The following is a 20,829-nucleotide window of genomic DNA, read 5'->3' as shown; positions in this document are numbered from 1 at the left end:
ACTTTTCTAAACTTACCTCGGAGCTGTGACCTTGGGGGAGAAATGTCTCTAAGTCCGGAGAGTTTTCGATGCTTTCGGCCGGGTCAGAACGCGGCCAGCAGCACGGCGGCCAGCGCCGTCGTCCATTCGACGGCCGCGCCCAGCACGTCGCCGGTGACACCGCCCAGGCGGCGGACACAGTGCCTGACCAGCACCGCGGCGCCGACCAGCGCCACCGCCACGGCGACCGGCCCGTGCCACGGCGCCGCACCGGCGAGCGTCGACCCGGCAGCGAGCACCGCTACCCAGGCGATCGCCACCGGTACCGGCTGGCTGCCCGCCACGGCGGCGCCCAGCGTGCTGCCCGGCGCGGCGGGCACCGAACGCAGGCAGGCCAGTACGGCCGCCACCCGGCCGGCGCAGACCGCGACGACGATGCCCGCAGTGTCCAGCATCGGGAACGCCGATGCCTGCAGGCCGACCACCAGCACCACCGCGACCACCCCGAACGGCCCGGTCGCGCCGTCGCGCATCACCTGCAGTGCCTGCTCGGCGGGCCGGTAGCAGCCCAGGCCATCTGCGGTGTCGGCCACCCCGTCGATGTGCAGCCCGCGGGTGGCGGCCAGTAGCACGGCCACCGCGAGCAGCCCGGTCACGGCATTACCCGGACCGAACGCGAAGCCGCCGGTCCAGACCGCGCCCGCCGCCAGCGCCCCCAGGCCGGCCCCGACCACCGGTAGTGCCGTCAACGTGCCGCGTCCCGGCACGCCACCAGTGGCCGCGGGCAGCCGCGCCGCCGTCCCGAACGTGATCGCCGAGGCCAGTGACCGGATCACCCGTCGGCCTCGGCCGTCGCTGCGGCGGGGCCGGAGACGCCGGCTTCGGCGAAGGTGGACATCGACGCCAGCGCGGCCACCGCCGCCCGCAGTACCGGCAGCGCCACCGCGGCGCCGGTGCCTTCACCCAACCGCATCCGCAGGTCGAGGATCGGCTCCAGTTCCAGCGCTGCGCACGCCAACGCGTGGGCCGGCTCGGGGGAGCGATGGCCGGCCTGCCACCACGCCCGGGCGCCGGGGGCCAGCCGCTCGGCCACCAGGGCGGCGGCCGTCGACGCCAGACCGTCGAGCAGGACCGGCGTGCGTCGGACGGCGGCCTGGGCGCAGAAACCCGCCAGTGCGGCCAAGTCGGCCCCGCCGCAGCAGCGCAGCAGCCCCCATGGGTCCGACACCCCGCGCGCACGGAACAGTGCGTCGCGCACCACAGCGGTCTTGCGCGCCCAGCCGGCGTCGTCGATACCGGTCCCGGGGCCGACCGCCACGACCGGCTCAGCGCCGGTCACTGCGGCAATCAAAGTTGCTGCGACAGTGGTGTTCCCGATCCCCATGTCGCCGGGGATGAGCAGCTCGGCACCGGCGTCGACTTCGGCGTCGGCGATCCGGCGGCCCGCGGTCACGGCAGCCAGGGTCTCCTCGTGGCTCAGGGCGTCCTCGCCGGCGATATCACCGCTGCCGCGGCGCACCTTGTAGGCGCTCATCGATGCCGAGACCTCGCCGGCGAGCTCGAAGGCATCACTGTCTATGGCGATGTCCACCACGCGCACGCCGGCGCCGCAGGCGTCGGCCAGCGCGTTGATGGCGGCGCCGCCGCGGTCGATGTTGGCTGCCATCTGCGCCGTCACCTCCGCCGGGTAAGCGGACACCCGTTCCCGGGTCACGCCATGATCACCGGCGAACACCACCACCCGGACCTGGTCGAACTGCCTTGGCGGGCAACGGCCTTGACAGGCGGCCGCCCACACCGAAAGCTCCTCGAGGCGGCCCAGTGAGCCGGGCGGTTTGGTCAGCGAGTCCTGCCGTGCCCGGGCGGCGGCAGCCGCCGACGCATCGGGTGGGCTTACCGGCGGGAATTCCTGCAGATCCAAGGCTGACGGCCCCCGAGCCGACCTCAGTCGAGGCGTTCGCCGCGCCGCACCTGCGGGCGCGGTGCCCGCATCCGGCGCAGCGTGGATGCTCTGCTGGCGGCGTAGATGCCCAGCTTCCAGCGGGCTTCGGTGTTGTCGGGGTACTTGGTGTCGACCAGTCTGCCGACCTTGCGCGCCAGCAGGACGCCGTCGACGGCCATCAGGATCATCAGCAGCATCATCGCCGGCGAGATGTAGTACTGGACCTGCGGGACGGCGATCATCACGAACATCAATCCCAACGCCACCGGCATGAACAGCCCGAGCAGGTTGTAGCGGGCGTCGACGATGTCCCGGACGTAGCGGCGCACCGGGCCGCGGTCGCGCTCGAGCAGGGCCGACTCGTCACCGGCGAGCATCCGCTCCCGGCGCTGCGCCATCCGCTCGCGCCGTTGGGCCTTCGCGACGCGGCGCTCCTCCTTGCTGAGCTTCGGTCCGGCCAGGCTCCTGCGCCTGGCCCGGGCCTCCGCGGCGGTCATCGGAGCCGGCGCCACCGGTCCGCGACGCCGGCCGCGTGCATCGCGCTTGGGCGTGGGCCGGCCCTTGGGCGCGGTGAGGCCCGACCGGGCAGCAGCCTCGGATTCGGTGCTGTCGAGGTCGACGGCACCGCCGGCGGAGTCAGCGGAGCCGGCGGACCCCGCTTCGTCTTTCCTGCGTCCCGGCAGCTTCACGCCCGCCAGATTACTTGGCCGGTCTTCCCGGCCGCCGATGTGGCTCTATACCCTGCCGGTATGGCTGACCACCCCGGTGCTGGTGGCTCCTCGTCCGGGGCGGCGGGGCTGCGGGTGCTGATCGCACCGGACTGCTACGGCGAGAGCCTGACGGCGGTGCAGGCCGCCGCCGCGATCTCGACCGGCTGGCATCGCAGCCGCCCCCACGACCGGTTGGCGATCGCCCCGCAGTCCGACGGCGGGCCGGGTTTCGTCGCGGTGCTGGCAGCCCGGCTGGGCGACGCCGGTTCGGGCACGGTGCAGCGGTGCCGGGTCGTTGGGCCGTTGGGCACACCGGTCGAGGCGGAATGGTTCTGGGACGCGGCGGCCGAGACGGCCTACCTGGAATGTGCCCAGGCGTGCGGGTTGGCGCTGCTGGACGGTTCACCGTCGCCGCGGACCGCACTGGCGGCCCACAGCGCCGGGGTGGGGCACCTCATCGACACGGCGCTGAACGCCGGGGCCCGGCGCATCGTCGTGGGGCTCGGGGGAAGCGCCAGCACCGACGGCGGAAAGGGCATGGTCGATGAACTGGGCGGCTTGACCGCCGCCAGGCAGCGGCTCGCCGATGTCGAGCTGATCGCGGCCTGCGACGTCGAATACCCGCTGCTGGGCCCGTGGGGCGCGGCACGGGTGTTCGGTCCGCAGAAGGGCGCCGACGCTGCCACGGTCGCCGTACTCGAAACCCGGCTGACCGCCTGGGCGGCCGAACTCGACGGCGCCGCGGGCCGGCAGGTCAGCGCCGCCTCGGGGGCCGGCGCCGCCGGCGGGATCGGCGCCGCCCTGCTCGCACTGGGCGGCGTCGCCGAATCGGGCGCCGCCATCGTGGCGCGCCACACCGATTTGGCGGCTGGCCTCGCCGACGCCGATGTCCTGGTCACCGGTGAGGGCCGGTTCGACCAACAGTCCCTGCACGGCAAGGTGATCGGGTCGCTGTGCGCCGCGGCCCGGACCCGGCAGCTGCCGGTGCTGGTGCTGGCCGGCCAGATCAGCCTGGACGAGCCGGCGCTGCGGTCGGCCGGTGTGGTGGCCGCCCGCGCGATCGCCGACCACGCCGGCTCGGTGGGCCTGGCGCTGGTCGACGCCGCCAACCAGCTGATCGGTCTGACCACCGTGCTCGCGTCCCAGGTCGGCAGCCGACCGGCCGATTCCCAGGGCCCGGCGGCGCAATAGGGAACACGTCGGCGCAGGGTATCGTTGTGATGGTGGGCTTCGACGCCTCGGAGCCGAGGCGCTGGTAACAGGGGGAGCCCGCCCCGTGATCAACCGCAATAGGGAGACGCAATGACTGTTCAGGATCAGTCGACCACCGAGTCTCATGGCGTGGTCTTGACCGATGAAGCCGCAGCCAAGGTGAAATCGCTGTTGGCCCAAGAGGGACGTGACGACCTGACGCTGCGCATCTCGGTCCAACCCGGCGGCTGCGCCGGCCTGCGCTACAACCTGTTCTTCGACGACCGCACTCTCGACGGTGACGTGATCGCGGAGTTCAACGGCGTCAAGTTGGCCGTCGACCGGATGAGCGCGCCGTACCTGCAGGGCGCGGAGATCGGCTACGCCGACCAGATCGACAAGCAGGGCTTCACCATCGAGAACCCCAACGCCGGCGGCTCCTGCTCGTGCGGCGACTCGTTCAACTGACCGGTTAGCAGCGACCGGCTCCCGCGACCGCCGGGCGCCGGCAGGCTCACCCCCACCTGGGCCCGACGGCTTGGCGTTGTCCGGCTTCGTGCTGCCCGCCGATGCCTCAGGTTCAACGGACCGCTACCGTGGGAACCCACATTCAGGTCCACGTTGGCAACACGAGGGGGATAGTCAGTGACGATTGCGGTGACCGGTTCGATCGCGACCGACCATTTGATGCGTTTTCCGGGTCGGTTCTCCGAACAGTTGCTGGCCGATCACCTGCAGAAAGTCTCGCTGAGCTTCCTGGTCGACGACCTGGTGGTGCACCGCGGCGGTGTGGCGGGCAACATCGCGTACGCGATCGGCGTGCTCGGCGGTGATGCCGCGCTGGTCGGCGCGGCCGGCGACGACTTCGCCGACTACCGCGACTGGCTGGCCTCCCACGGCGTCAACTGCGACAACGTGCTGGTCTCCACGACGGCGCACACCGCGCGCTTCACCTGCACCACGGATATCGACATGGCCCAGATCGCCTCGTTCTATCCGGGGGCCATGTCGGAGGCACGCAACATCTCGCTGGCCCAGGTGGTGGAGAGCGTCGGCACCCCCGAACTGGTGATCATCGGGGCCAACGACCCCGAGGCGATGTTCGGCCACACCGAGGAGTGCCGCAAGCTGGGCCTGGCGTTCGCCGCCGACCCGTCCCAGCAGTTGGCCCGCCTGACCGGCGAGGAGATCCGCCGGCTCATCGACGGTGCCACCTACCTGTTCACCAACGACTACGAGTGGGACCTGCTGTTGTCCAAGACCGGCTGGACCGAGGCCGACGTCATGAAGCAGGTGGGGCTGCGGATCACCACCTTGGGCGGCAACGGCGTGGACATCGTCAACCCCGACGGTTCGCGGATCCATGTCGGCGTGGTACCCGAGAAGTCGCAGACCGACCCGACCGGGGTCGGCGACGCCTTCCGGGCCGGTTTCCTGACCGGCCGCAGCGCCGGGCTGAGCCTGGAGCGCTCCGCGCAACTCGGTTCCCTCGTCGCGGTGCTGGTGCTCGAATCCACCGGAACCCAGGAGTGGACGTGGGACCGCGACGTCGCGCTCGCCCGGCTGGCCGACGCCTACGGCGACGCCCCCGCCGCGGAGATCGGCGCCGCACTCAAATAGCCCGCTCGGCCTTAAATCTGGACCGGGTACGTCGGCTCGCTGATCTGCGGGATCACCGAGCGCTCGACGAAGATCGCGTGCCAGAGCAGGAAGATCAGCATGGTCCACAGCCGCCGGCTGTGATCGGCGGTGCCGGCCCGGTGCTCGTCGAGCATGGTGCGCACCGCGGCGACGTCGATCAGGTGGCCCGCGCCGGTGGCGCCCACCGTGGCATAGGCCCACTCCAGCAGTTCACCGGCGCGCAGCCAGTGCCGCAGCGGCACCGGGAAACCGAGCTTGGGCCGATGCAGCACGTGCGCGGGGATGATCGGCTCCAGCGCACGGCGCAGCGCGTACTTGGTGGTGGTACGGGTGATCTTGGCCGACACTGGCAGCCGGGAGGCGACCGCGAACACCTCCGGGTCCAGGAACGGCACCCGCAACTCCAGTGAGTTGGCCATGGTCATCTTGTCCGCCTTGACCAGGATGTCGCCGCGCAGCCAGGTGAACAGGTCGATGTGCTGCATCCGGGACACCGGATCCCAGCCTGCTGATTCGGCATACAGCGGCGCGGTCACATCGGTGTGCGTCCACTCGGGGGAGAAGCCGGGCAATACCGCGCGCAGCTGCTCGTCGGAGAAACTGCGGGCGTTGCCGTAGTAGCGCTCCTCGAGCGTCAGCGACCCGCGGTGCAGCAGGCTCTTGCCGCGCATCCCGTCCGGAAGCGGCTTGGACAGCTTGCCCATCGACCGGCGTACCGGTGCGGGCAGGTAGTTGAACGGCCGCAGCGACAGCGGCTCGCGGTAGATGGTGTAGCCGCCGAACAACTCGTCGGCACCCTCCCCGGAGAGCACCACCTTGACGTGCTTGCGGGCCTCGGCGGCGATGAAGTACAGCGGGACCAGGGCCGGGTCGGCGACCGGGTCGTCGAGGTACCAGACGATCTCGGGCAGGGCGGCGACGAACTCGGCCGGGCTGACCACCTTGACCACGTGCCGGGCGCCGATCGCCTCGGCGGACGCCGCGGCGACGTCGATCTCGGAGAATCCCTCCCGCTCGAACCCGGTGGTGAACGTGATCAGCTTCGGGTTGTGGCGCATCGCCAACGCGGCGATCGCAGTGGAGTCGATCCCGCCGGAGAGGAACGCGCCCACTGTGACGTCGGCCCGCATGTGCTTGGCGACCGAGTCCTCCAGCACCGCGGTGATCTCGTCGTAGCGGGCCTGTTCGGTGTCGCGGCTGATCGGGGTGGCGTCGAATCGGGGCTTGAAGTAGCGGGTGATCTCCGGGATCGGCCGGTCCGGGCTGATCCGCGCCCAGCAGCCCGACTCCAGCCGCCGCACCCCGCGGTGCAGTGTTTCGGGCTCGGGCACGTACTGCAGCACGGTGTAGTGCTGCAGTGCCCGCCTGTCGATGCCGGCATCGCCGACGTCGAAGCCCACCAGGGCGGCCATGTCGAGCAGCGACTTCTTCTCGCTGCCCACCACGGTGCCGCCCGACCCGCTGGCCATGAACAGCGGCTTGATCCCGAACGGGTCGCGAGCGCAGAACAGTTCGCCGCGCACGGTGTCCCACAGTGCGAAGGCGAACATGCCGCGCAGCCGCGGCAGCACGTCGGCGCCCCAGTAGTGGTAGCCGGCGACGATCGCCTCCCCGTCACCGTCGGTGTGGAAGGCGGCGCCGTGGGTTGCGGCCAACTCCTCGCGCAGCTCGAGGTAGTTGTAGATCTCCCCGTTGAACACCAGAACGTAGCGGTCCGTCTGTTCAGCGGGCCCCCAGCGCAACGGCTGATGTGAATGCTCGATGTCGATGATCGACAACCGGTTGAAGCCCAGGGCGACGCCGTCGCCGGTCCAGGTGCCTAATTCGTCGGGCCCCCGATGGCGCATCAAGTGCGCCGCCCGTTCGACCGAGGTGACGATGTCGGTGAGGTCGCCCGAATCCGCTGCGGCGGGGTCGGCGGTGCCGGCCGGGGCACGCACGAAGGCCAGCAGTCCACACATCGGGTCTCAGTATGCCGCACCGGGATCGGTCTCAGGCCGCGTAGGCCTGCCCAGGGCCGGTGGTGGGCCCGTCCGGACCGGCCAACCGGCAGGTCAGCCGAACCGGGGTGACTCGGGTGGTCTACGCTGCGTAGTATTCGACTGCTCCGCCGGTTTTGGCCGGCCCGGTCTGTGACTCGAGGAGGCACCAACGTGACACGTCGCGGGCAGGGCGTTGTGCTCAGCCGTCTGCTTCGGCCGCTGGCGGGGGCCGGCGTGCTCGGGCTACTGGCGGTGACACTCAGCGGCTGCAGCTTCGACTGGACCGACGTGGTCGGTTTCGGCTGGCCCAAAGGCATCACGCCCGAGGCCGAGGCCAACTACAAGCTGTGGCTGGGCATGGTCATCGCCTCGGTGGTGATCGGCGGGATCGTCTGGGGAATGATCTTCTGGTCGGCGTTCTTCCACCGCAAGAAGGCGACCGACACCGAACTGCCGCGCCAGTTCGGCTACAACATGCCGCTGGAACTGGGGCTGACCGTCCTGCCGTTCCTGGCCATCGCGGTGATCTTCTACTTCACCGTCGTGGTGCAGGAGAAGATGCTGCACCACGAACCCGACCCTGAGGTGGTCGTCAACGTCACCGCGTTCCAGTGGAACTGGAAATTCGGCTACCAGAAGGTCGACTTCCGCGACGGCACGCTGAGCTACGACGGCGCGGACCAGCAGCGTAAGGACGCGCTGATTTCCAAGCCGGAAGGCGTCGACGAGCACGGCGAGGAGCTGGTCGGGCCGATCCGCGGCCTCAACGCCGAGGACCGCAGTTACCTCAACTTCGACAAGGTCGAGACACTCGGCACCACGAACGAGGTGCCGGTGCTGGTGGTGCCCAGCGGCAAGCGCATCGAGTTCGTGCTGAACTCCGCCGACGTCATTCACTCCTTCTGGGTGCCGGAGTTCCTGTTCAAGCGTGACGTGATCGCCTGGCCCGAGCGCAACAATCAGGTGAACACCTTCCAGGTCTCCGAGATCCAGAAGGAAGGGGCGTTCGTCGGTCACTGCGCCGAGATGTGCGGCACTTACCACGCGATGATGAACTTCGAGGTCCGGGTGGTCTCGCCCAACGACTTCAAGGCCTACCTCGGCCAGCGCATCGCCGGGAAGAGCAACGCCGAGGCGCTCGAGGCGATCAACCAGGAGCCCCTGGCCATCACCACGCAACCGTTCGATAGCCGGCGCGGCCTGCTGGCCCCGCAGGCCAGCGACAAGTAGGGACGATCCATGCGCATCGAATCCAGGCTGTTCGAGTTCGTGGCCACCTTCTTCGTGGTGGTCGGGGTGGTCTATGCCGTACTGACTTCGTTGTTCGCCACCGGCGGCGTGGAGTGGGCCGGTAGCACGGCGCTGATCCTGACCGGGGTGATGGCCCTGATCGTGGCCACCTTCTTCCGGTTCGTGGCTCGCCGGCTCGACACCCGTCCCGAGGACTACGAGGCGGCCGAGATCAGTGACGGCGCCGGGGAGCTAGGTTTCTTCAGCCCCCACAGCTGGTGGCCGATCCTGATCGCGCTGTCCGGATCGGTGGCCGCCGTCGGGATCGCGCTGTGGCTGCCGTGGCTGATCACCGCCGGCGTGGTGCTGGTGATATCGAGCGTGGCCGGGCTGGTCTTCGAGTACTACATCGGCCCCGAGAAACACTGAGCCGGTCCGCACGCGCCGCCGTGTCGACCCGTTTGGGTAGGGTTGCCGGTGCACAATGACCACCGGCGGTCGAATTCGACCGCGGTGGGTGGCGCGCGGGTGGGCGCACAGGTTGGAACAGGATAGGCGGGAATGAGCGGGCCGAATCCCCCGGAGTCGGGCTCTGGAGACGACGTCCCCGGCAACGGTCAGCCGGTCGCTGAACCGGCTCCGGAAGCGGTCCCGGGCGCGGTCGGCGGCAGGGACATCCCGGCGATCGACGATGTTGCGGCCACCCCCGACAACACGGCGTACTCGCAGGCTTATTCGGCGCCGGAGTCCGAGCAATTCCTGAGCGGCCCTTACGTGCCGGCCGACCCGCGGTTGTACGACTACGACAACTACAACGCGCCCGACGAGCCGGACCCGCACGCCAAGACGCCGCGCTGGCCCTGGGTGGTCGGGGTCACCGTGATCATCGCCGCGATCTCCCTGGTGGTGTCGGTGGCACTGTTGTTCGCCCGCACCGAAACGCACGACCTGGCCACTCCTGCCACGACCAGCACCACCGTGTCGCAGCCGCCGGTGCAGGACGAGATCACCAAAACCAGCATCCCGACCACCACCGTGCCGCCGCCCCCGCCGCCGTCGAGTGAGGAGCCGCCGCCCCCGCCGCCGCCGAGCGAGGAGCCGCCGCCACCGCCGCCCCCGCCGGTTGAGACCCCCGCCCCCGAACCGTCCACTACGACACCGGAGCCCACCACGACCACGCAGGCCAAGCCGATGCAGGTGACCTACTCGGTCACCGGCACCAAGGCACCGTTCGACCAGATCACGATCACCTACGTCGACGCATCCGGGCAACGGCGGACGCAGCGTAACGCCTACATTCCGTGGTCGTTGACGTTGACGCCGATCTCCCAGTCGGAGATCGGTTCGGTGGAGGCGTCCAGCATGCTGCGGCTGAGCAAGCTCAACTGCTCGATCACCAGCAGTGACGGCAGGGTGCTGTCCTCCAACAGCAACGACGCACCGGCGACGAGCTGCTGATGGTCGGCAGAAACATCGCGGACCGATTCGGCCACCCGGGGCAGTCCCCGGAGGTCACCGACCGCGTGCTGCTCGGTGTCTGCGCGGCGATCTGGCTGGCACTGCTGGGCATGAGCGTGGCGGCCACGGTCGCACTCGTCGACCTCGGGCGGGGTTTCGACCAGCCCACGGAGAGTTCCCACACCGGTCTGCTGTACATCGTCATCGGCGTCTCCGCTCTGGTCATCCTGGCCGCGATCCCGGTGCTGCTGCGAGCCCGGCAGGCCGGGCCGGCGCGGCGATCCGCCGGCTTCGCGCCGCCGGCGGCGGCCGGGCCGCGGCCACGGCCGGGGGCACCGCTGCCACAACGCGGGTTCGACGCTCCGGGTCGCCGGTCGGCCGCCACGCGACCGGCGTTGCTGCCCAACCAGGCGCAGGTGGACCGGGTGCTGCTGCGCGGCGTCACGGTACTCGGCAGCGCCTTCGGCGGTGCGTTGACCATGGTCGCCGCCGCGACCTATCTGATGGCGGTCGGCAAGGACACCGGCTCGTGGGTCTGCTACGGGCTGGCCGGCGCGATCACGCTCGCCATGCCGGTGATCCCGTGGCTGTATCTGCGCCGGCTGGGCGAGGTGCTCGAACTGCCGTCCCGGTTCGGCTGACGCCCCTTACGGCCACAGCAGCGTCGTGGCCCAGCTCTCGCCGTCGCGCTCGTAACGCAGCCTGCGGTGGCGCCGATCCGGGTCAGACTGCCAGAATTCGACGGTGTCGGCGCGTACCGCATAGGAGACCCAGTCGCCGGGGACCAGGGTGGGGGACCGGTCCAGCTCCAGGCGGGCCTTCGCCAGTGCCTCACTGATCTCGATGGGATCGCAGTAGGGCTGACTCTGGCGCCCGGTCAACGCCATCGCGCGGGCGCCCTCGGAGCGGGCCCGGAAGTCCTCGGCCGTCAGCTGCGGTGGGTCGGCATGCGCAACTCCCTCGACCCTGACCTGCCGGCCCAGTGCGGGCCAGTAGAACGTCAGCGCCACAGCGGGATTGCGTGCCAGCTCGGCGCCCTTGCGGCTCACCGAGCTGACCGCGAAATGCCATCCCGCGCCGTCGACGTCCTTGAGGATCAGGACCCGCGCCGACGGGCGCGGCCCGGCCGATCCGGACACCGTCGACACTGTCATGGCGTGCGGCTCAGCGACACCGGTGTCGACGGCGTGCAGCAGCCACTGGGTGAACAGCTCCACCGGATCCCCGGGTGCCCGCGCCGGATCGAACTCCGGCGCGGAACCGGTCAGAACCGGAAGCCCGCGCAGCAGGCCGCGCAGCTCGCCCGATCGCGCGGGGTCAGTGCTGCTGGCCGTTGCCGTCGCCGTCCTGGCGCTCGGCCAGCGCGGTCAGCGCGCGCCGTTCGCTGGCATGGGCGGCCTCGTTGAGCGCGGCGTCCTCGGAAGCCGGGTCCGCGGTCAGGAAGCTGCCCCGGCCGGGCGCGCCGCCCGAGCCGAGCTTGTTCATCCTCTTGGGCAGCGGCGCACCGGCGTACTCCAGCGGAATCGGGTGACCGTGCTCGTCGACCGGTCCCAGCGGCTGGTGCAATTCGATGTAGGCGCCGTGCGGCAACCGCTTGATGATGCCGGTCTCGACACCGTGCTCGAGCACGTCGCGGTCACTGCGCTGCAACCCGAGGCACCACCGGTAGGTGGCGAAGAACATGATCGGCGGCAGTATCACCATCCCGATGCGTCCGATCCAGGTCGTCGCATTCAGCGAGATGTGGAACTTCCACGCGATGATGTCGTTCATCGCCGCCAGGGTCAGCACCATGTAGAAGCTGATCGCCATCGCACCGATCCCGGTCCGGACCGGAGCGTCCCGCGGACGCTGCAGCAGGTTGTGGTGGGCGTAGTCCCCGGTGAACCGCTTCTCCAGGAACGGGTAGATGATCAGCAGGATGAAGACCGCGCCCATGATCAGCGCAACGCCGACCGAGCCGGGCACGGTGTGCCCGAAGGGGTAGAACTCCCATGCCGGCCAGAGCCGCGCCATCCCTTCGGTCCACATCATGTAGAAGTCCGGCTGGCTGCCTGCCGACACCTGAGATGGCCGGTAGGGCCCCAGGTTCCAGATCGCGTTGATCTGGAGCAGCCCGCCCATCAGGCCGAGGATGCCGGTGATGATGGCGAAGAACGCACCGGACTTGATCGCGAAGACCGGCAGCACCCGCACGCCGACCACGTTGCTCTCGGTGCGGCCGGGCCCGGGGAACTGGGTGTGCTTCTGGAACCACACCAGCGCCATGTGCACGCCGATCAGGGCCAGGATGATGCCCGGCAGCAGCAGGATGTGCAGGGCGTAGAGCCGGGGGATCAGGATGGTGCCCGGGAAGTCGCCGCCGAACAGCGCCCAGTGCAACCAGGTGCCGATGACCGGCATACCCAGCGTGATCGACGACAGTGCGGCCCGGATGCCGATACCGGACAGCAGGTCGTCGGGCAGCGAGTAGCCGAAGTAGCCCTCGAACATGGCCAGGATCAACAACAGTGACCCGACCACCCAGTTCGCCTCGCGAGGCCGGCGGAACGCGCCGGTGAAGAAGATGCGCGCCAGGTGCACCATGATCGACGCGGCGAACATCAGCGCCGCCCAGTGGTGCAGCTGCCGGACGAACAGCCCGCCGCGCACCTCGAAGGAGATGTTCAGTGCGGTTTCGTAGGCGCGCGACATCTGCACCCCGTTGAGCGGCTGATAGACGCCGTGGTAGATGACCTCGGCCATCGACGGGTCGAAGAACAGTGTCAGGTAGACACCGGACAGCAACAGGATGATGAAGCTGTACAACGCGATCTCGCCGAGCAGGAACGACCAATGCGTCGGGAAGACCTTGTTGAACTGGCGTCGCAGTGCCGCCGCCGGGTGGTAGCGGGTGTCGATGTCGTCTGCTTGGCGGGCGAGCAGATCGCCGATTGCAGGGCTCATGAGGTGCGCTCCCAGAAGGCCGGTCCGACAGGTTCGACGAAGTCGCCGTTGGCGACCAGATACCCATTGGTGTCAATGGTGATCGGCAGCTGGGCCAGTGCGCGCGCCGCCGGGCCGAAGACCGGCTTGGCGAAGTGCAGCGCATCGAACTGCGACTGGTGGCACGGGCACAGAATCCGGTAGGTCTGCTGCTCGAACAGCGATGACGGGCAGCCGAGGTGCGAGCAGATCTTCGTGTAGGCGAAGAAGTCGCCGAAGTTGAAGCTCTCCTGGCCCTTACGCTTGACCACGTTGGGCATGTCGTCGGGCCGGATGCGGATCAGCATCACCGGGTTACGGACGCCCATCATGATCTCGGTGAGCTTCTCGCGCGACTCCTCGGTGGTGCCGTCGCCGTCGGACTCCCGCCACGGGAAGACGGTCTCCATGCCGCCGGCGTCGAGGTCTTCGGGACGCATCTTGATGAACGGCGAATTGGTGCTGTGACCGGTGGCGCGGGCCAGGTAGATGGTCTCGCCGTGGTAGCGCGGGGTCCATCCCGAGGTCCACAGCATGGCCTTCTTGCCTTCGGCGGTGTCGACGACCGGCTTCCACGGGTTCTTGATCAGGCCGCCGGCCCCGGCCACCAGGGTGCCCAGCCCGAACGCGCCGAATCCGATGCCCAGCGACGCCCCGAGCAGCTTGCGCCGCCCGATCGTCGAGCCCTCGAATGCGTCGGTCAGCTGTGCCGCGACCGTCTTACGGTCCAGCTCGGCGGAGCTGCCGTCGTGGCGCTCCTGGATGGTGATCTCTTCGGGGATGAACTTCTTGACGAACATCACCGCGCCGATGCCGAGCAGCAGCACCGAGAGCCCGAAGGTCAGCCCGTAGAGCGGAGTGGCCAACGAGTAGGCGAACCCGCCCGCGGAGTCCACCGAGGCGTACTCCCAGGGCCAGAACACGAAGATCAGCAGCAGGGCGAGGCCGAAGCCGCCGGCGGCCAGAAACCAGCCGGCGACGCTACGCTCGGCCCGCTTCTCGGCCCGGGTGCCCTCGACCGGCCAGCGCGGCTCCTTGAAGATCGTCTCCACGCCGTCGATGCGGCCCCCGAGTGCCAGCAGCTCCTCGGTGTTCATCGCGGCCAGCTCGGCCCCGTCGGGAATGGCGGTGTCCTTGCCGACCTCGGTCATGAGCGTGCCCCGATCCACAAAGCCGCGCCGATGGCGGCGACCATCCCGACAATCCACATCACCATGCCCTCCGGCGCCGGACCGAAGCCGCCGAGCCCGTAACCGCCCGGATCATGTTCCTCGGTGACGGCTCTGACGTAGGCGATGATGTCCTTCTTCTCCTCCATGGAGATCTGCCGGTCGGAGAAGCGCGGCATGTTCTGCGGGCCGGTCACCATCGCGGTCAGGATCTGCTGCTCGTTGGCCGGTGCCAGGTCCGGGGCGTACTTGCCCGAGGACAGTGCGCCGCCCCGGCCGGTGAAGTTGTGGCAGGACGCGCAGTTGAGCCGGAACAGGTCGCCGCCGCGGCCCAGGTCGTCGCCGCGCAGCGAGGCCTGCGCGATGCTGCCGTCGGCGTCGCGGACCACGGTGGGGCCGCCGCCGTTGGCCTGCACGTAGGCGCCCAGGGCGTCGATCTGGTTGTCGTCGAAGAGCGGGTACTTGCGGGGTGCCTGGGCCTCACCGCGGGCTGCGGGCATCCGCCCGGTCGAGACCTGGAAGTAGACGGCGGCCTCGCCGACGCCGATCAGGCTCGGTCCACGTCCGGGCTCACCCTGCAGGTTGGCGCCGTGGCAGCTCACACACGAGGTGTCGAACAGTTGCTTGCCGGTGCGCAGCAGCGCCGAGGCGGACTCGTCGGCGACGGCCACCTGCGGGGTCGGGGTCACCACAGCGGCCAGTCCACCGGCCATGGCCAGCGCGACCAGCAGCAGCAGGCCGCCGGACAGTCGACGCCGGAGCCGACGCCGGGCGACGGTTTGGTTGTGGTGAGGTCGGGCCCACTTCCTCAGTGTCTTCAACCGGACACTCCTGTTCATCGGGCGGTTGGTCATCGGATGAAGTAGATCGTGGCGAACAGTGCGATCCACACGATGTCGACGAAGTGCCAGTAGTACGACACGACGATCGACGCGGTGGCCTGCGCCGGGGTGAACTTGCTCATCGTGGTGCGCAGCATCAGGAAGACGAATGCGATCAACCCGCCGATGACGTGCAGGCCGTGGAACCCGGTGGTCAGGTAGAACACGGTGCCGTAGGCGCTGGACGGGATCGTGGTGCCGTGCGAGATCAGGTGGTAGTACTCGTAGCCCTGACCGCAGACGAAGAACAAGCCCATCAGGAATGTCACCAGATACCACCGGCGCAGTCCGAACACGTCGCCGCGCTCGGCGGCGAACACGCCCATCTGGCAGGTGAACGACGAGGCGATCAGCACCAGCGTCACCGGCACCGACTGCCACAGGTTCAGCTCAGTCGGTGGTGGCGGCCAGGCGCCACCGGACTGTGCCCGGGCCGTGAAATACATGGCGAAAAGCCCGGCAAAGAACATCAACTCACTGGACAGCCACACGATGGTGCCCACGCTGACCATGTTGGGACGGTTCAGCGAATGCACACGCGACGTGATGGCAGTACCCGAGGACCCCACAGCGCTCGTCACATCCGCAAGTATGACGCTATGTAGTTGTAGATCTCCACCCGGGGCGGGCAATTCATCAGAAATGGTGTGGTGTAGGCCGTCACCTGCGGTATTTCCGGGCGGCTTTGGTGGCCGGTGGGCCGCGTGCGACGATCTGCGCGTGGTCGAGCCCGGTGGTGAGGCGCAGCCGATAGCGCAGATAGCACAGTGGCGGCAGGTGCTGGGGTGCCTCACGTCCGGCGCGGACCTCCCCCGGGGCCAGGCGGCCTGGGCGATGGAGCAGATCATGGCCGGTGCCGCCACGTCGGCCCAGATCGCGGCCTTCGGTGTGGCGATGCAGATGAAGGGCCCCAACGCTGCCGAGGTCGGGGAGCTGGCCGACGTCATGTTGGCGCACGGTCGCAAGGTTCCCACCGAGGAGATCGGCACCGAGACCGTCGACGTGGTGGGCACCGGCGGGGACGGCGCCAACACCGTGAACCTGTCCACGATGGCCGCGATCGTGGTGGCCGCCGCCGGGGTGCCGGTGGTCAAACACGGCAACCGGTCGGCCAGCTCGCTGTCCGGCGGCGCCGACACGCTCGAGGCGCTGGGGGTGCGCATCGATCTGGGCCCCGACGCCGTCGCGCGCAGCGTCGCCGAGGTCGGCATCGGGTTCTGCTTCGCGCCGCAGTTCCAGCCGTCCTACCGCAACGCATCGCTGGCGCGGCGCGAGATCGGCGTGCCGACGGTGTTCAACCTGCTGGGCCCGCTGACCAACCCGGCCAGGCCGCGGGCCGGCCTGATCGGCTGCGCGTTCGGTGATCTGGCCGAGGTGATGGCGGGGGTGTTCGCCGCCCGGCGGGCCAGCGTGCTGGTGGTGCACGGCGACGACGGCCTCGACGAACTGACCACGACCACGACCAGCACCATCTGGCGGGTGCAGGCCGGGACGATCGACCGGCTGACCTTCGACCCGGCCGGGTTCGGGTTCGCCCGCGCCGAGGTGCACGAGCTGCTCGGCGGCGACGCGCAGGCCAACGCCGAGGAGGCCCGGTCGGTGCTGGCCGGGGCGCCGGGTCCGGTACGCGACGCCGTGGTGCTCAATGCCGCCGGTGCGATCGTGGCGTATGCCGGGCTATCCAGCAGCGCTGAATGGCTGCCGGCCTGGGAGGACGGGCTGCAGCGCGCTGTCGCGGCGATAGACAGCGGTGCGGCCGAACAACTGCTCGCTCGTTGGGTCCGCTTCGGCACTCAGCTCTGAGGCCAGTCGGGCCGAGCGGGCCTGGGCCGCCCACGCCATCCACGCCCCGGCCGAGGCCAGCGGCTCTGCCCAGCCGCCGCCTTCGGCGGCGCCCTCGACCCGCACGATGCGCACTCCGGGAGCCGCCAGCCAGCGGGCGATGAGCGCGGTCTCCTCGACCAGTGCCCCGCCGGCCGGGGCGGGCTCGGGCCTCACCGCCTGGGCGCCCAGCGTGATCGCGTCGACGACCGGCATCGGCGGCACGCCGCGCGGCGCGTTGCCGGCGGCGGCCAGCCGGCCATGACGGATCACCGCGAGCCGCCACCCGCCGGTGCCGTCCGGGGCGGCGGCCACCAACTCCGGCAGCGCGGCCAGCGCGCGGGCGCGCTGGCTTCGCCACAGGATCTCAATGGTGGTCGCCGCATGGTCGCGCAGTCGTGCGGCGCTCTCGTAGTGGCCCCGAGCGGCCAGCGCGGTCACCTGGTGCACCGCGGAGCGTAACGCGCTGTTGTCGGCGCCGTCGATCAACGCGGCGGCCCGCTGGACGGTTGCGGCGTACTGCGCGGCGGTGATGTCGGGCGCGGCGGGGCACGGGCTGACTTCGGCCGGCGGGCAGGTGTGCCGGCCAGTACGGCTCAACCGCGTTGTGCAGGTTCGGATTCCGGTGAAGCGTGCCAGCAGCGCGGCGGTCGCGGCGGCGTCGGCGCGGGAACGGAAGGGGCCGATCACCCGGTCGTGCCGGGGTGCGCGCACCACCGACAGCCGTGGGAAGGCCTCCTGCGACAGCGTGATCCACCACCACCGCCGCGGAAACTTCGACCGCCGGTTGTACGGCGGGGCGTGTGCGGCCAGCAGGCGCAGCTCGTGTACCCCGGCCTCCAGTGGGTGCGCGCATTCGACGTGGTCGATCCGCGTCGCCAGGGCCACCATCTCGGTGATGCGACTGCGCCGATCGGATCCGTTGAAGTACCCACCGGCCCGGCGGCGCAGGTCGGTGGCGGTGCCGATGTAGAGCACTTCGTCGGACGGCCCGCGGAACAGGTAGACACCCGGCCGGTGCGGAAGCGCCTCGGCCAGGGTGCGTTTGCGGCGCTGGGCCGGGGTGGCGTGCGACAGATAGGCGCGCAGGTCGGCGAAGGTGTGCACCCGCTGGTTGCCGACCCGCTCGATGAGGGCGTGCAGGACGTCGACGGTCGCGCGGGCATCATCGAGTGCCCGGTGGGTGGGTGTGGTGCTGACCGCGAACAGCCGGGCCAACTCGGCCAGTCGCACGCTGGGCGCCTCCTCACGACTGAGCACCCGGCGTGCCAGCCGGACCGTGCACAGCACCGGCGGCCGCGGCCAGCCCAGCCCGCAGCGTTGCGCGGCGGCGGTCAGGAACCCGACGTCGAACCCGGCGTTGTGAGCGACCAGCACGGTGTCATCGCCGCCCTTGCGGGCCGAGCCGAGCCCGGCGAACTCCAGAAACATCGGCAGGACGGCATCGATCGTGGGCGCGTCGTGCACCATCGCGGTGGTGATCCCGGTCAACCGGACGATCTGCGGCGGGATGCCGCGCTGCGGATTGATCAAGGTGGCGAACTCCCCCTCGACGACGCCGCCGCGCACCTTGACCGCGCCGATCTCGGTGATGGCGTCGACGGCGCCGTCGACGCCGGGGGAGGCGCGCGCGCCGGTGGTCTCCAGGTCCACCACCACGAAGGTGGTCTCCCGCAGTGCCTTGGCGGCCGGTGTGGCTTCGAGCTGGGCCTGGAGTTGCACAAAACTCAGCTGCCCGGCGTCAGCGCGCGACGTCATGGCCCGAACCTAGGCCGACGCACCGACATTTAGCCTTTGAGTGGGTCCGTGGGCGGTCGAGGCTACCGACCGGGACACGTGGTGATCCCTGGCATCTGAGTGGCCGCCCGCGGGCCCGGTGTCTGGTCGAGCGGTGTCCCTGTTCGGGAACTTGGAGCCAGCCTGGGTGCGGGACTCCTGCTTAGAGAATGTCTGGGCCGTGGCCGTGGTGGTCAGTCACCTGGGAATCCGAAGTGACTGACAGGAGGACGACGATGGCGTTGACGTTAGGTATCGACGTGGCCTGTCGGGCTGCGCATCAGGCGACCCTCGCCGCTGACGGGAAGACGGTGTGGCGGGGCCGGAAGTTCTGGACCAGGCCGGCGGATTTGGAGCGGCTCTGGAACGACCTCGACCTTGAAGACCCGGGCGAGCTGACCGTGGTGGTCGAGCCTACGAGGAACGCGTGGATCGTGGTCGCGGAGTGGTTCCGCCGCCGCGGCACGAAGGTGGTGATGGTCCCTACAACGCAGTCGTCGGACCTGCGTAAGTACTACTCCAAGCACACCAAGAACGATCGGATCGACTCCGAGCTCCTGGCGCGGCTGCCGCTGCTGCATCCCGAAGGGCTGCGCGAGTATTCAGGGCAGGGGCCGGCCGATCCGTTGCGCCGGCTGACTAAGCAGCGCTCGACGATGGTGAAACGCCGTACTGCAGTCTTCGCCCGACTCGATGCGCTGACCGAGCTTCTCGGCCCGGCCTGGTACGAGGCCATGAACGCTCGCTATGGCATCGCGGCGTTGGAGTTCCTGGCCCGCTACGCCGACCCGCACGTGGTGATCCGGCTCGGCCAGGCCCGCCTGTCCCGGTTCCTGATCGGCCGTTCCCGCGGCGCCTGGCGCGAGGACCGGGCCGCTGCGCTAATTCTCGCGGCGAAAGAGACTCTCGCACTGTGGGACACCGGGGATGGCGACGGGATGGACTTCGCCGAACTGGCCGCCGACATCGCCCACGAGGCCGAACAGGCGCTGTTCCTGACCGGTCAGATCAAAGAGATCGACGAGCGGCTCGCGAACCTCTACGCCGACGCCGACCCCGACGGCATCGTCGCCTCAGCACCCGGCGTCGGTCCCACGATCAGCGCCGTGATCGCCGGCCGGATCGGCGATCCCCACCGGTTCACGTCCTTGGCCGCGGTCCGCGCCTACTCCGGCCTGGTGCCTAGAGTCAGCCAATCCGGGGTCAGCAAAGTCGAGTCCAGCATCACTAAAGCCGGCGACCCACTGCTGCGTGAGATGCTGTTCGCGGCCGCCGACCACGCCCGCAAGGTCGATCCCCAGATCGCAGCGAAGTACCAGCGCCTGATGGCCGGCGACCGGCACCATTCCTCGGCGATCTGCCACCTGGCAACGATCATGCTGACCCGGATCGCGGCCTGCATGCGCAACGGAGAGCACTACGTCCTGCGCGATGTCGACGGCACCGTGATCACCGAGGCCGAAGGTCGCATCATCGTCCAGCAGCGTTACCAACTCGAACCGCGCCGACGCGACAACGTCCGGCACAAGAGAATGCGCGAACGTCGCAAGGAGGCGGCGGGCCAGGAGTCACAGGAGTCGCCAAGCGCTCCAACATCCGGGCCCGCCGACACCCAGCCTACGAGCCAACACGTGGCTTGACTCCGGTTAGGAACTCAGCTGTCGGTGGGCACGGTTAGCGTGCCGGCAACCGATCGAGAGGAATCACTAATGGGACAGATCTCGGGCCACTCGGGCCACTCGGAGCGCACGGGCCACTCGGGCTACTCAGAGCGCACGGGCCACTCGGGCCACTCGGAGCGCACTGATGCACCGCGCGTCGACCCGGAGCTGGTGGTGATCGACTGTGACCACTGCGCGGTACGGGGACCCGCCTGCCGGGATTGCGTGGTCAGCGTGCTGCTGGGAGTGCCCACCGAGCTGCTGGAGGACGAGCGGGCGGCCCTGGACGTGCTCGCCGAGGCCGGGATGGCGCCGCGGTTGCGTCTGGTCCCGATCCGCCGGGACGGCAGCCCGGCGCGCCGCTCCGGCGTGGCCTGACCCCAGGGGCCCACCGCTTCGGGCTCAGCCGAAGCCGGGTGTTAAA

Annotated in this window: 19 protein-coding genes and 1 pseudogene; 10 read left to right on the top strand and 10 right to left on the bottom strand. The window is 69.7% G+C overall.

The window, feature by feature from the left end:
* Positions 1-83: 83 nt before the first annotated feature.
* From G6N19_RS00870 to G6N19_RS00860, 3 genes are read right to left on the bottom strand one after another with little or no spacing between them, the layout of a single operon-like run.
* Positions 84-815: an adenosylcobinamide-GDP ribazoletransferase gene (locus G6N19_RS00870; RefSeq protein ID WP_193465587.1), complete on the bottom strand. Its 732-nt coding sequence runs from the start codon at positions 813-815 to the stop codon at positions 84-86.
* A complete protein-coding gene (cobT, locus tag G6N19_RS00865) occupies positions 812-1,894 on the bottom strand; it encodes a nicotinate-nucleotide--dimethylbenzimidazole phosphoribosyltransferase (protein ID WP_041319757.1) in 1,083 nt (360 codons plus the stop codon). The genes G6N19_RS00870 and cobT overlap by 4 nt, the downstream gene beginning before the upstream one ends.
* Before the next feature lie 29 nt (positions 1,895-1,923).
* A complete protein-coding gene (locus tag G6N19_RS00860) occupies positions 1,924-2,610 on the bottom strand; it encodes a DUF3043 domain-containing protein (protein WP_193465586.1) in 687 nt (228 codons plus the stop codon).
* A 60-nt stretch (positions 2,611-2,670) separates the two neighbouring features.
* On the opposite strand from G6N19_RS00860, the gene G6N19_RS00855 reads away from it, so the two are divergent.
* The 3 genes from G6N19_RS00855 (at position 2,671) to G6N19_RS00845 (ending at position 5,442) form a co-directional block, all read left to right on the top strand.
* Positions 2,671-3,822 carry a glycerate kinase family protein gene (locus G6N19_RS00855; protein ID WP_081465509.1) on the top strand — a complete coding sequence of 384 codons (1,152 nt, stop codon included), beginning with the start codon at positions 2,671-2,673 and terminating at the stop codon, positions 3,820-3,822.
* 111 nt (positions 3,823-3,933) lie between these two features.
* On the top strand, positions 3,934-4,290 hold the full coding sequence (locus G6N19_RS00850) for a HesB/IscA family protein (RefSeq protein ID WP_013828635.1): 357 nt from the start codon (positions 3,934-3,936) through the stop codon (positions 4,288-4,290).
* Between the two features lie 177 nt (positions 4,291-4,467).
* Complete coding sequence (locus tag G6N19_RS00845) at positions 4,468-5,442, top strand: carbohydrate kinase family protein (RefSeq protein WP_193465585.1); 975 nt, start codon at positions 4,468-4,470, stop codon at positions 5,440-5,442.
* 11 nt (positions 5,443-5,453) lie between these two features.
* On the opposite strand, the gene asnB is transcribed toward G6N19_RS00845, so the two are convergent.
* Positions 5,454-7,424: an asparagine synthase (glutamine-hydrolyzing) gene (gene asnB / locus G6N19_RS00840; RefSeq protein ID WP_013828637.1), complete on the bottom strand. Its 1,971-nt coding sequence runs from the start codon at positions 7,422-7,424 to the stop codon at positions 5,454-5,456.
* Between the two features lie 192 nt (positions 7,425-7,616).
* On the opposite strand from asnB, the gene ctaC reads away from it, so the two are divergent.
* The 4 genes from ctaC (at position 7,617) to G6N19_RS00820 (ending at position 10,774) form a co-directional block, all read left to right on the top strand.
* Positions 7,617-8,675 (top strand): aa3-type cytochrome oxidase subunit II, encoded by a 1,059-nt coding sequence (gene ctaC, locus G6N19_RS00835; protein ID WP_081465510.1) that lies wholly within the window; start codon positions 7,617-7,619, stop codon positions 8,673-8,675.
* A gap of 9 nt (positions 8,676-8,684) precedes the next feature.
* Complete coding sequence (locus G6N19_RS00830) at positions 8,685-9,104, top strand: cytochrome c oxidase subunit 4 (protein WP_013828639.1); 420 nt, start codon at positions 8,685-8,687, stop codon at positions 9,102-9,104.
* Positions 9,105-9,236: 132 nt separating this feature from the next.
* Positions 9,237-10,133 (top strand): MmpS family transport accessory protein, encoded by an 897-nt coding sequence (locus G6N19_RS00825; protein WP_163762318.1) that lies wholly within the window; start codon positions 9,237-9,239, stop codon positions 10,131-10,133.
* Positions 10,133-10,774: a DUF2561 family protein gene (locus tag G6N19_RS00820; RefSeq protein WP_041319761.1), complete on the top strand. Its 642-nt coding sequence runs from the start codon at positions 10,133-10,135 to the stop codon at positions 10,772-10,774. Before G6N19_RS00825 ends, G6N19_RS00820 begins: the two co-directional genes overlap by 1 nt.
* 6 nt (positions 10,775-10,780) lie before the next feature.
* Here the strand turns inward: G6N19_RS00820 and G6N19_RS00815 are convergent, their stop codons facing one another.
* The 5 genes from G6N19_RS00815 to ctaE are packed head-to-tail and all read right to left on the bottom strand — an operon-like array spanning position 10,781 to position 15,728.
* A complete protein-coding gene (locus G6N19_RS00815) occupies positions 10,781-11,401 on the bottom strand; it encodes a pyridoxine/pyridoxamine 5'-phosphate oxidase (RefSeq protein ID WP_085975708.1) in 621 nt (206 codons plus the stop codon).
* Positions 11,402-11,450: 49 nt separating this feature from the next.
* Positions 11,451-13,079, bottom strand: a complete 1,629-nt coding sequence (qcrB, locus tag G6N19_RS00810) for a cytochrome bc1 complex cytochrome b subunit (RefSeq protein WP_013828643.1) — start codon at positions 13,077-13,079, stop codon at positions 11,451-11,453.
* Complete coding sequence (gene qcrA, locus G6N19_RS00805) at positions 13,076-14,248, bottom strand: cytochrome bc1 complex Rieske iron-sulfur subunit (RefSeq protein ID WP_013828644.1); 1,173 nt, start codon at positions 14,246-14,248, stop codon at positions 13,076-13,078. Before qcrA ends, qcrB begins: the two co-directional genes overlap by 4 nt.
* Positions 14,245-15,120 carry a cytochrome bc1 complex diheme cytochrome c subunit gene (gene qcrC, locus G6N19_RS00800; RefSeq protein ID WP_041317711.1) on the bottom strand — a complete coding sequence of 292 codons (876 nt, stop codon included), beginning with the start codon at positions 15,118-15,120 and terminating at the stop codon, positions 14,245-14,247. Before qcrC ends, qcrA begins: the two co-directional genes overlap by 4 nt.
* Entirely contained in the window at positions 15,117-15,728 is a 612-nt protein-coding gene (ctaE, locus tag G6N19_RS00795) for an aa3-type cytochrome oxidase subunit III (RefSeq protein ID WP_041317714.1), read from the bottom strand. Before ctaE ends, qcrC begins: the two co-directional genes overlap by 4 nt.
* Positions 15,729-15,867: 139 nt before the next feature.
* Between ctaE and trpD the strand changes: the two genes are divergently transcribed.
* Positions 15,868-16,950, top strand: coding sequence for an anthranilate phosphoribosyltransferase (gene trpD / locus G6N19_RS21030; RefSeq protein WP_162097227.1), 1,083 nt, complete (start codon positions 15,868-15,870; stop codon positions 16,948-16,950).
* On the opposite strand, the pseudogene G6N19_RS00790 reads toward trpD, so the two are convergent.
* Positions 16,888-18,726 (bottom strand): annotated as a pseudogene (locus G6N19_RS00790) (DEDD exonuclease domain-containing protein); the annotation flags it as partial. The gene trpD and the pseudogene G6N19_RS00790 overlap by 63 nt on opposite strands.
* Positions 18,727-18,980: 254 nt before the next feature.
* On the opposite strand from G6N19_RS00790, the gene G6N19_RS00785 reads away from it, so the two are divergent.
* Together G6N19_RS00785 and G6N19_RS00780 are read left to right on the top strand one after the other, a co-directional pair.
* Positions 18,981-20,384: an IS110 family RNA-guided transposase gene (locus tag G6N19_RS00785; protein ID WP_193465583.1), complete on the top strand. Its 1,404-nt coding sequence runs from the start codon at positions 18,981-18,983 to the stop codon at positions 20,382-20,384.
* Positions 20,385-20,573: 189 nt separating this feature from the next.
* Positions 20,574-20,783, top strand: coding sequence for a hypothetical protein (locus G6N19_RS00780; protein ID WP_041319764.1), 210 nt, complete (start codon positions 20,574-20,576; stop codon positions 20,781-20,783).
* Positions 20,784-20,829 lie beyond the last annotated feature (46 nt).

Source organism: Mycobacterium novum (assembly GCF_010726505.1).
Classification (GTDB): Bacteria; Actinomycetota; Actinomycetes; order Mycobacteriales; family Mycobacteriaceae; genus Mycobacterium; species Mycobacterium algericum.
Note: the sequence above shows the minus strand (reverse complement) of the source record. Positions and strands in the feature narration are given on the sequence as shown.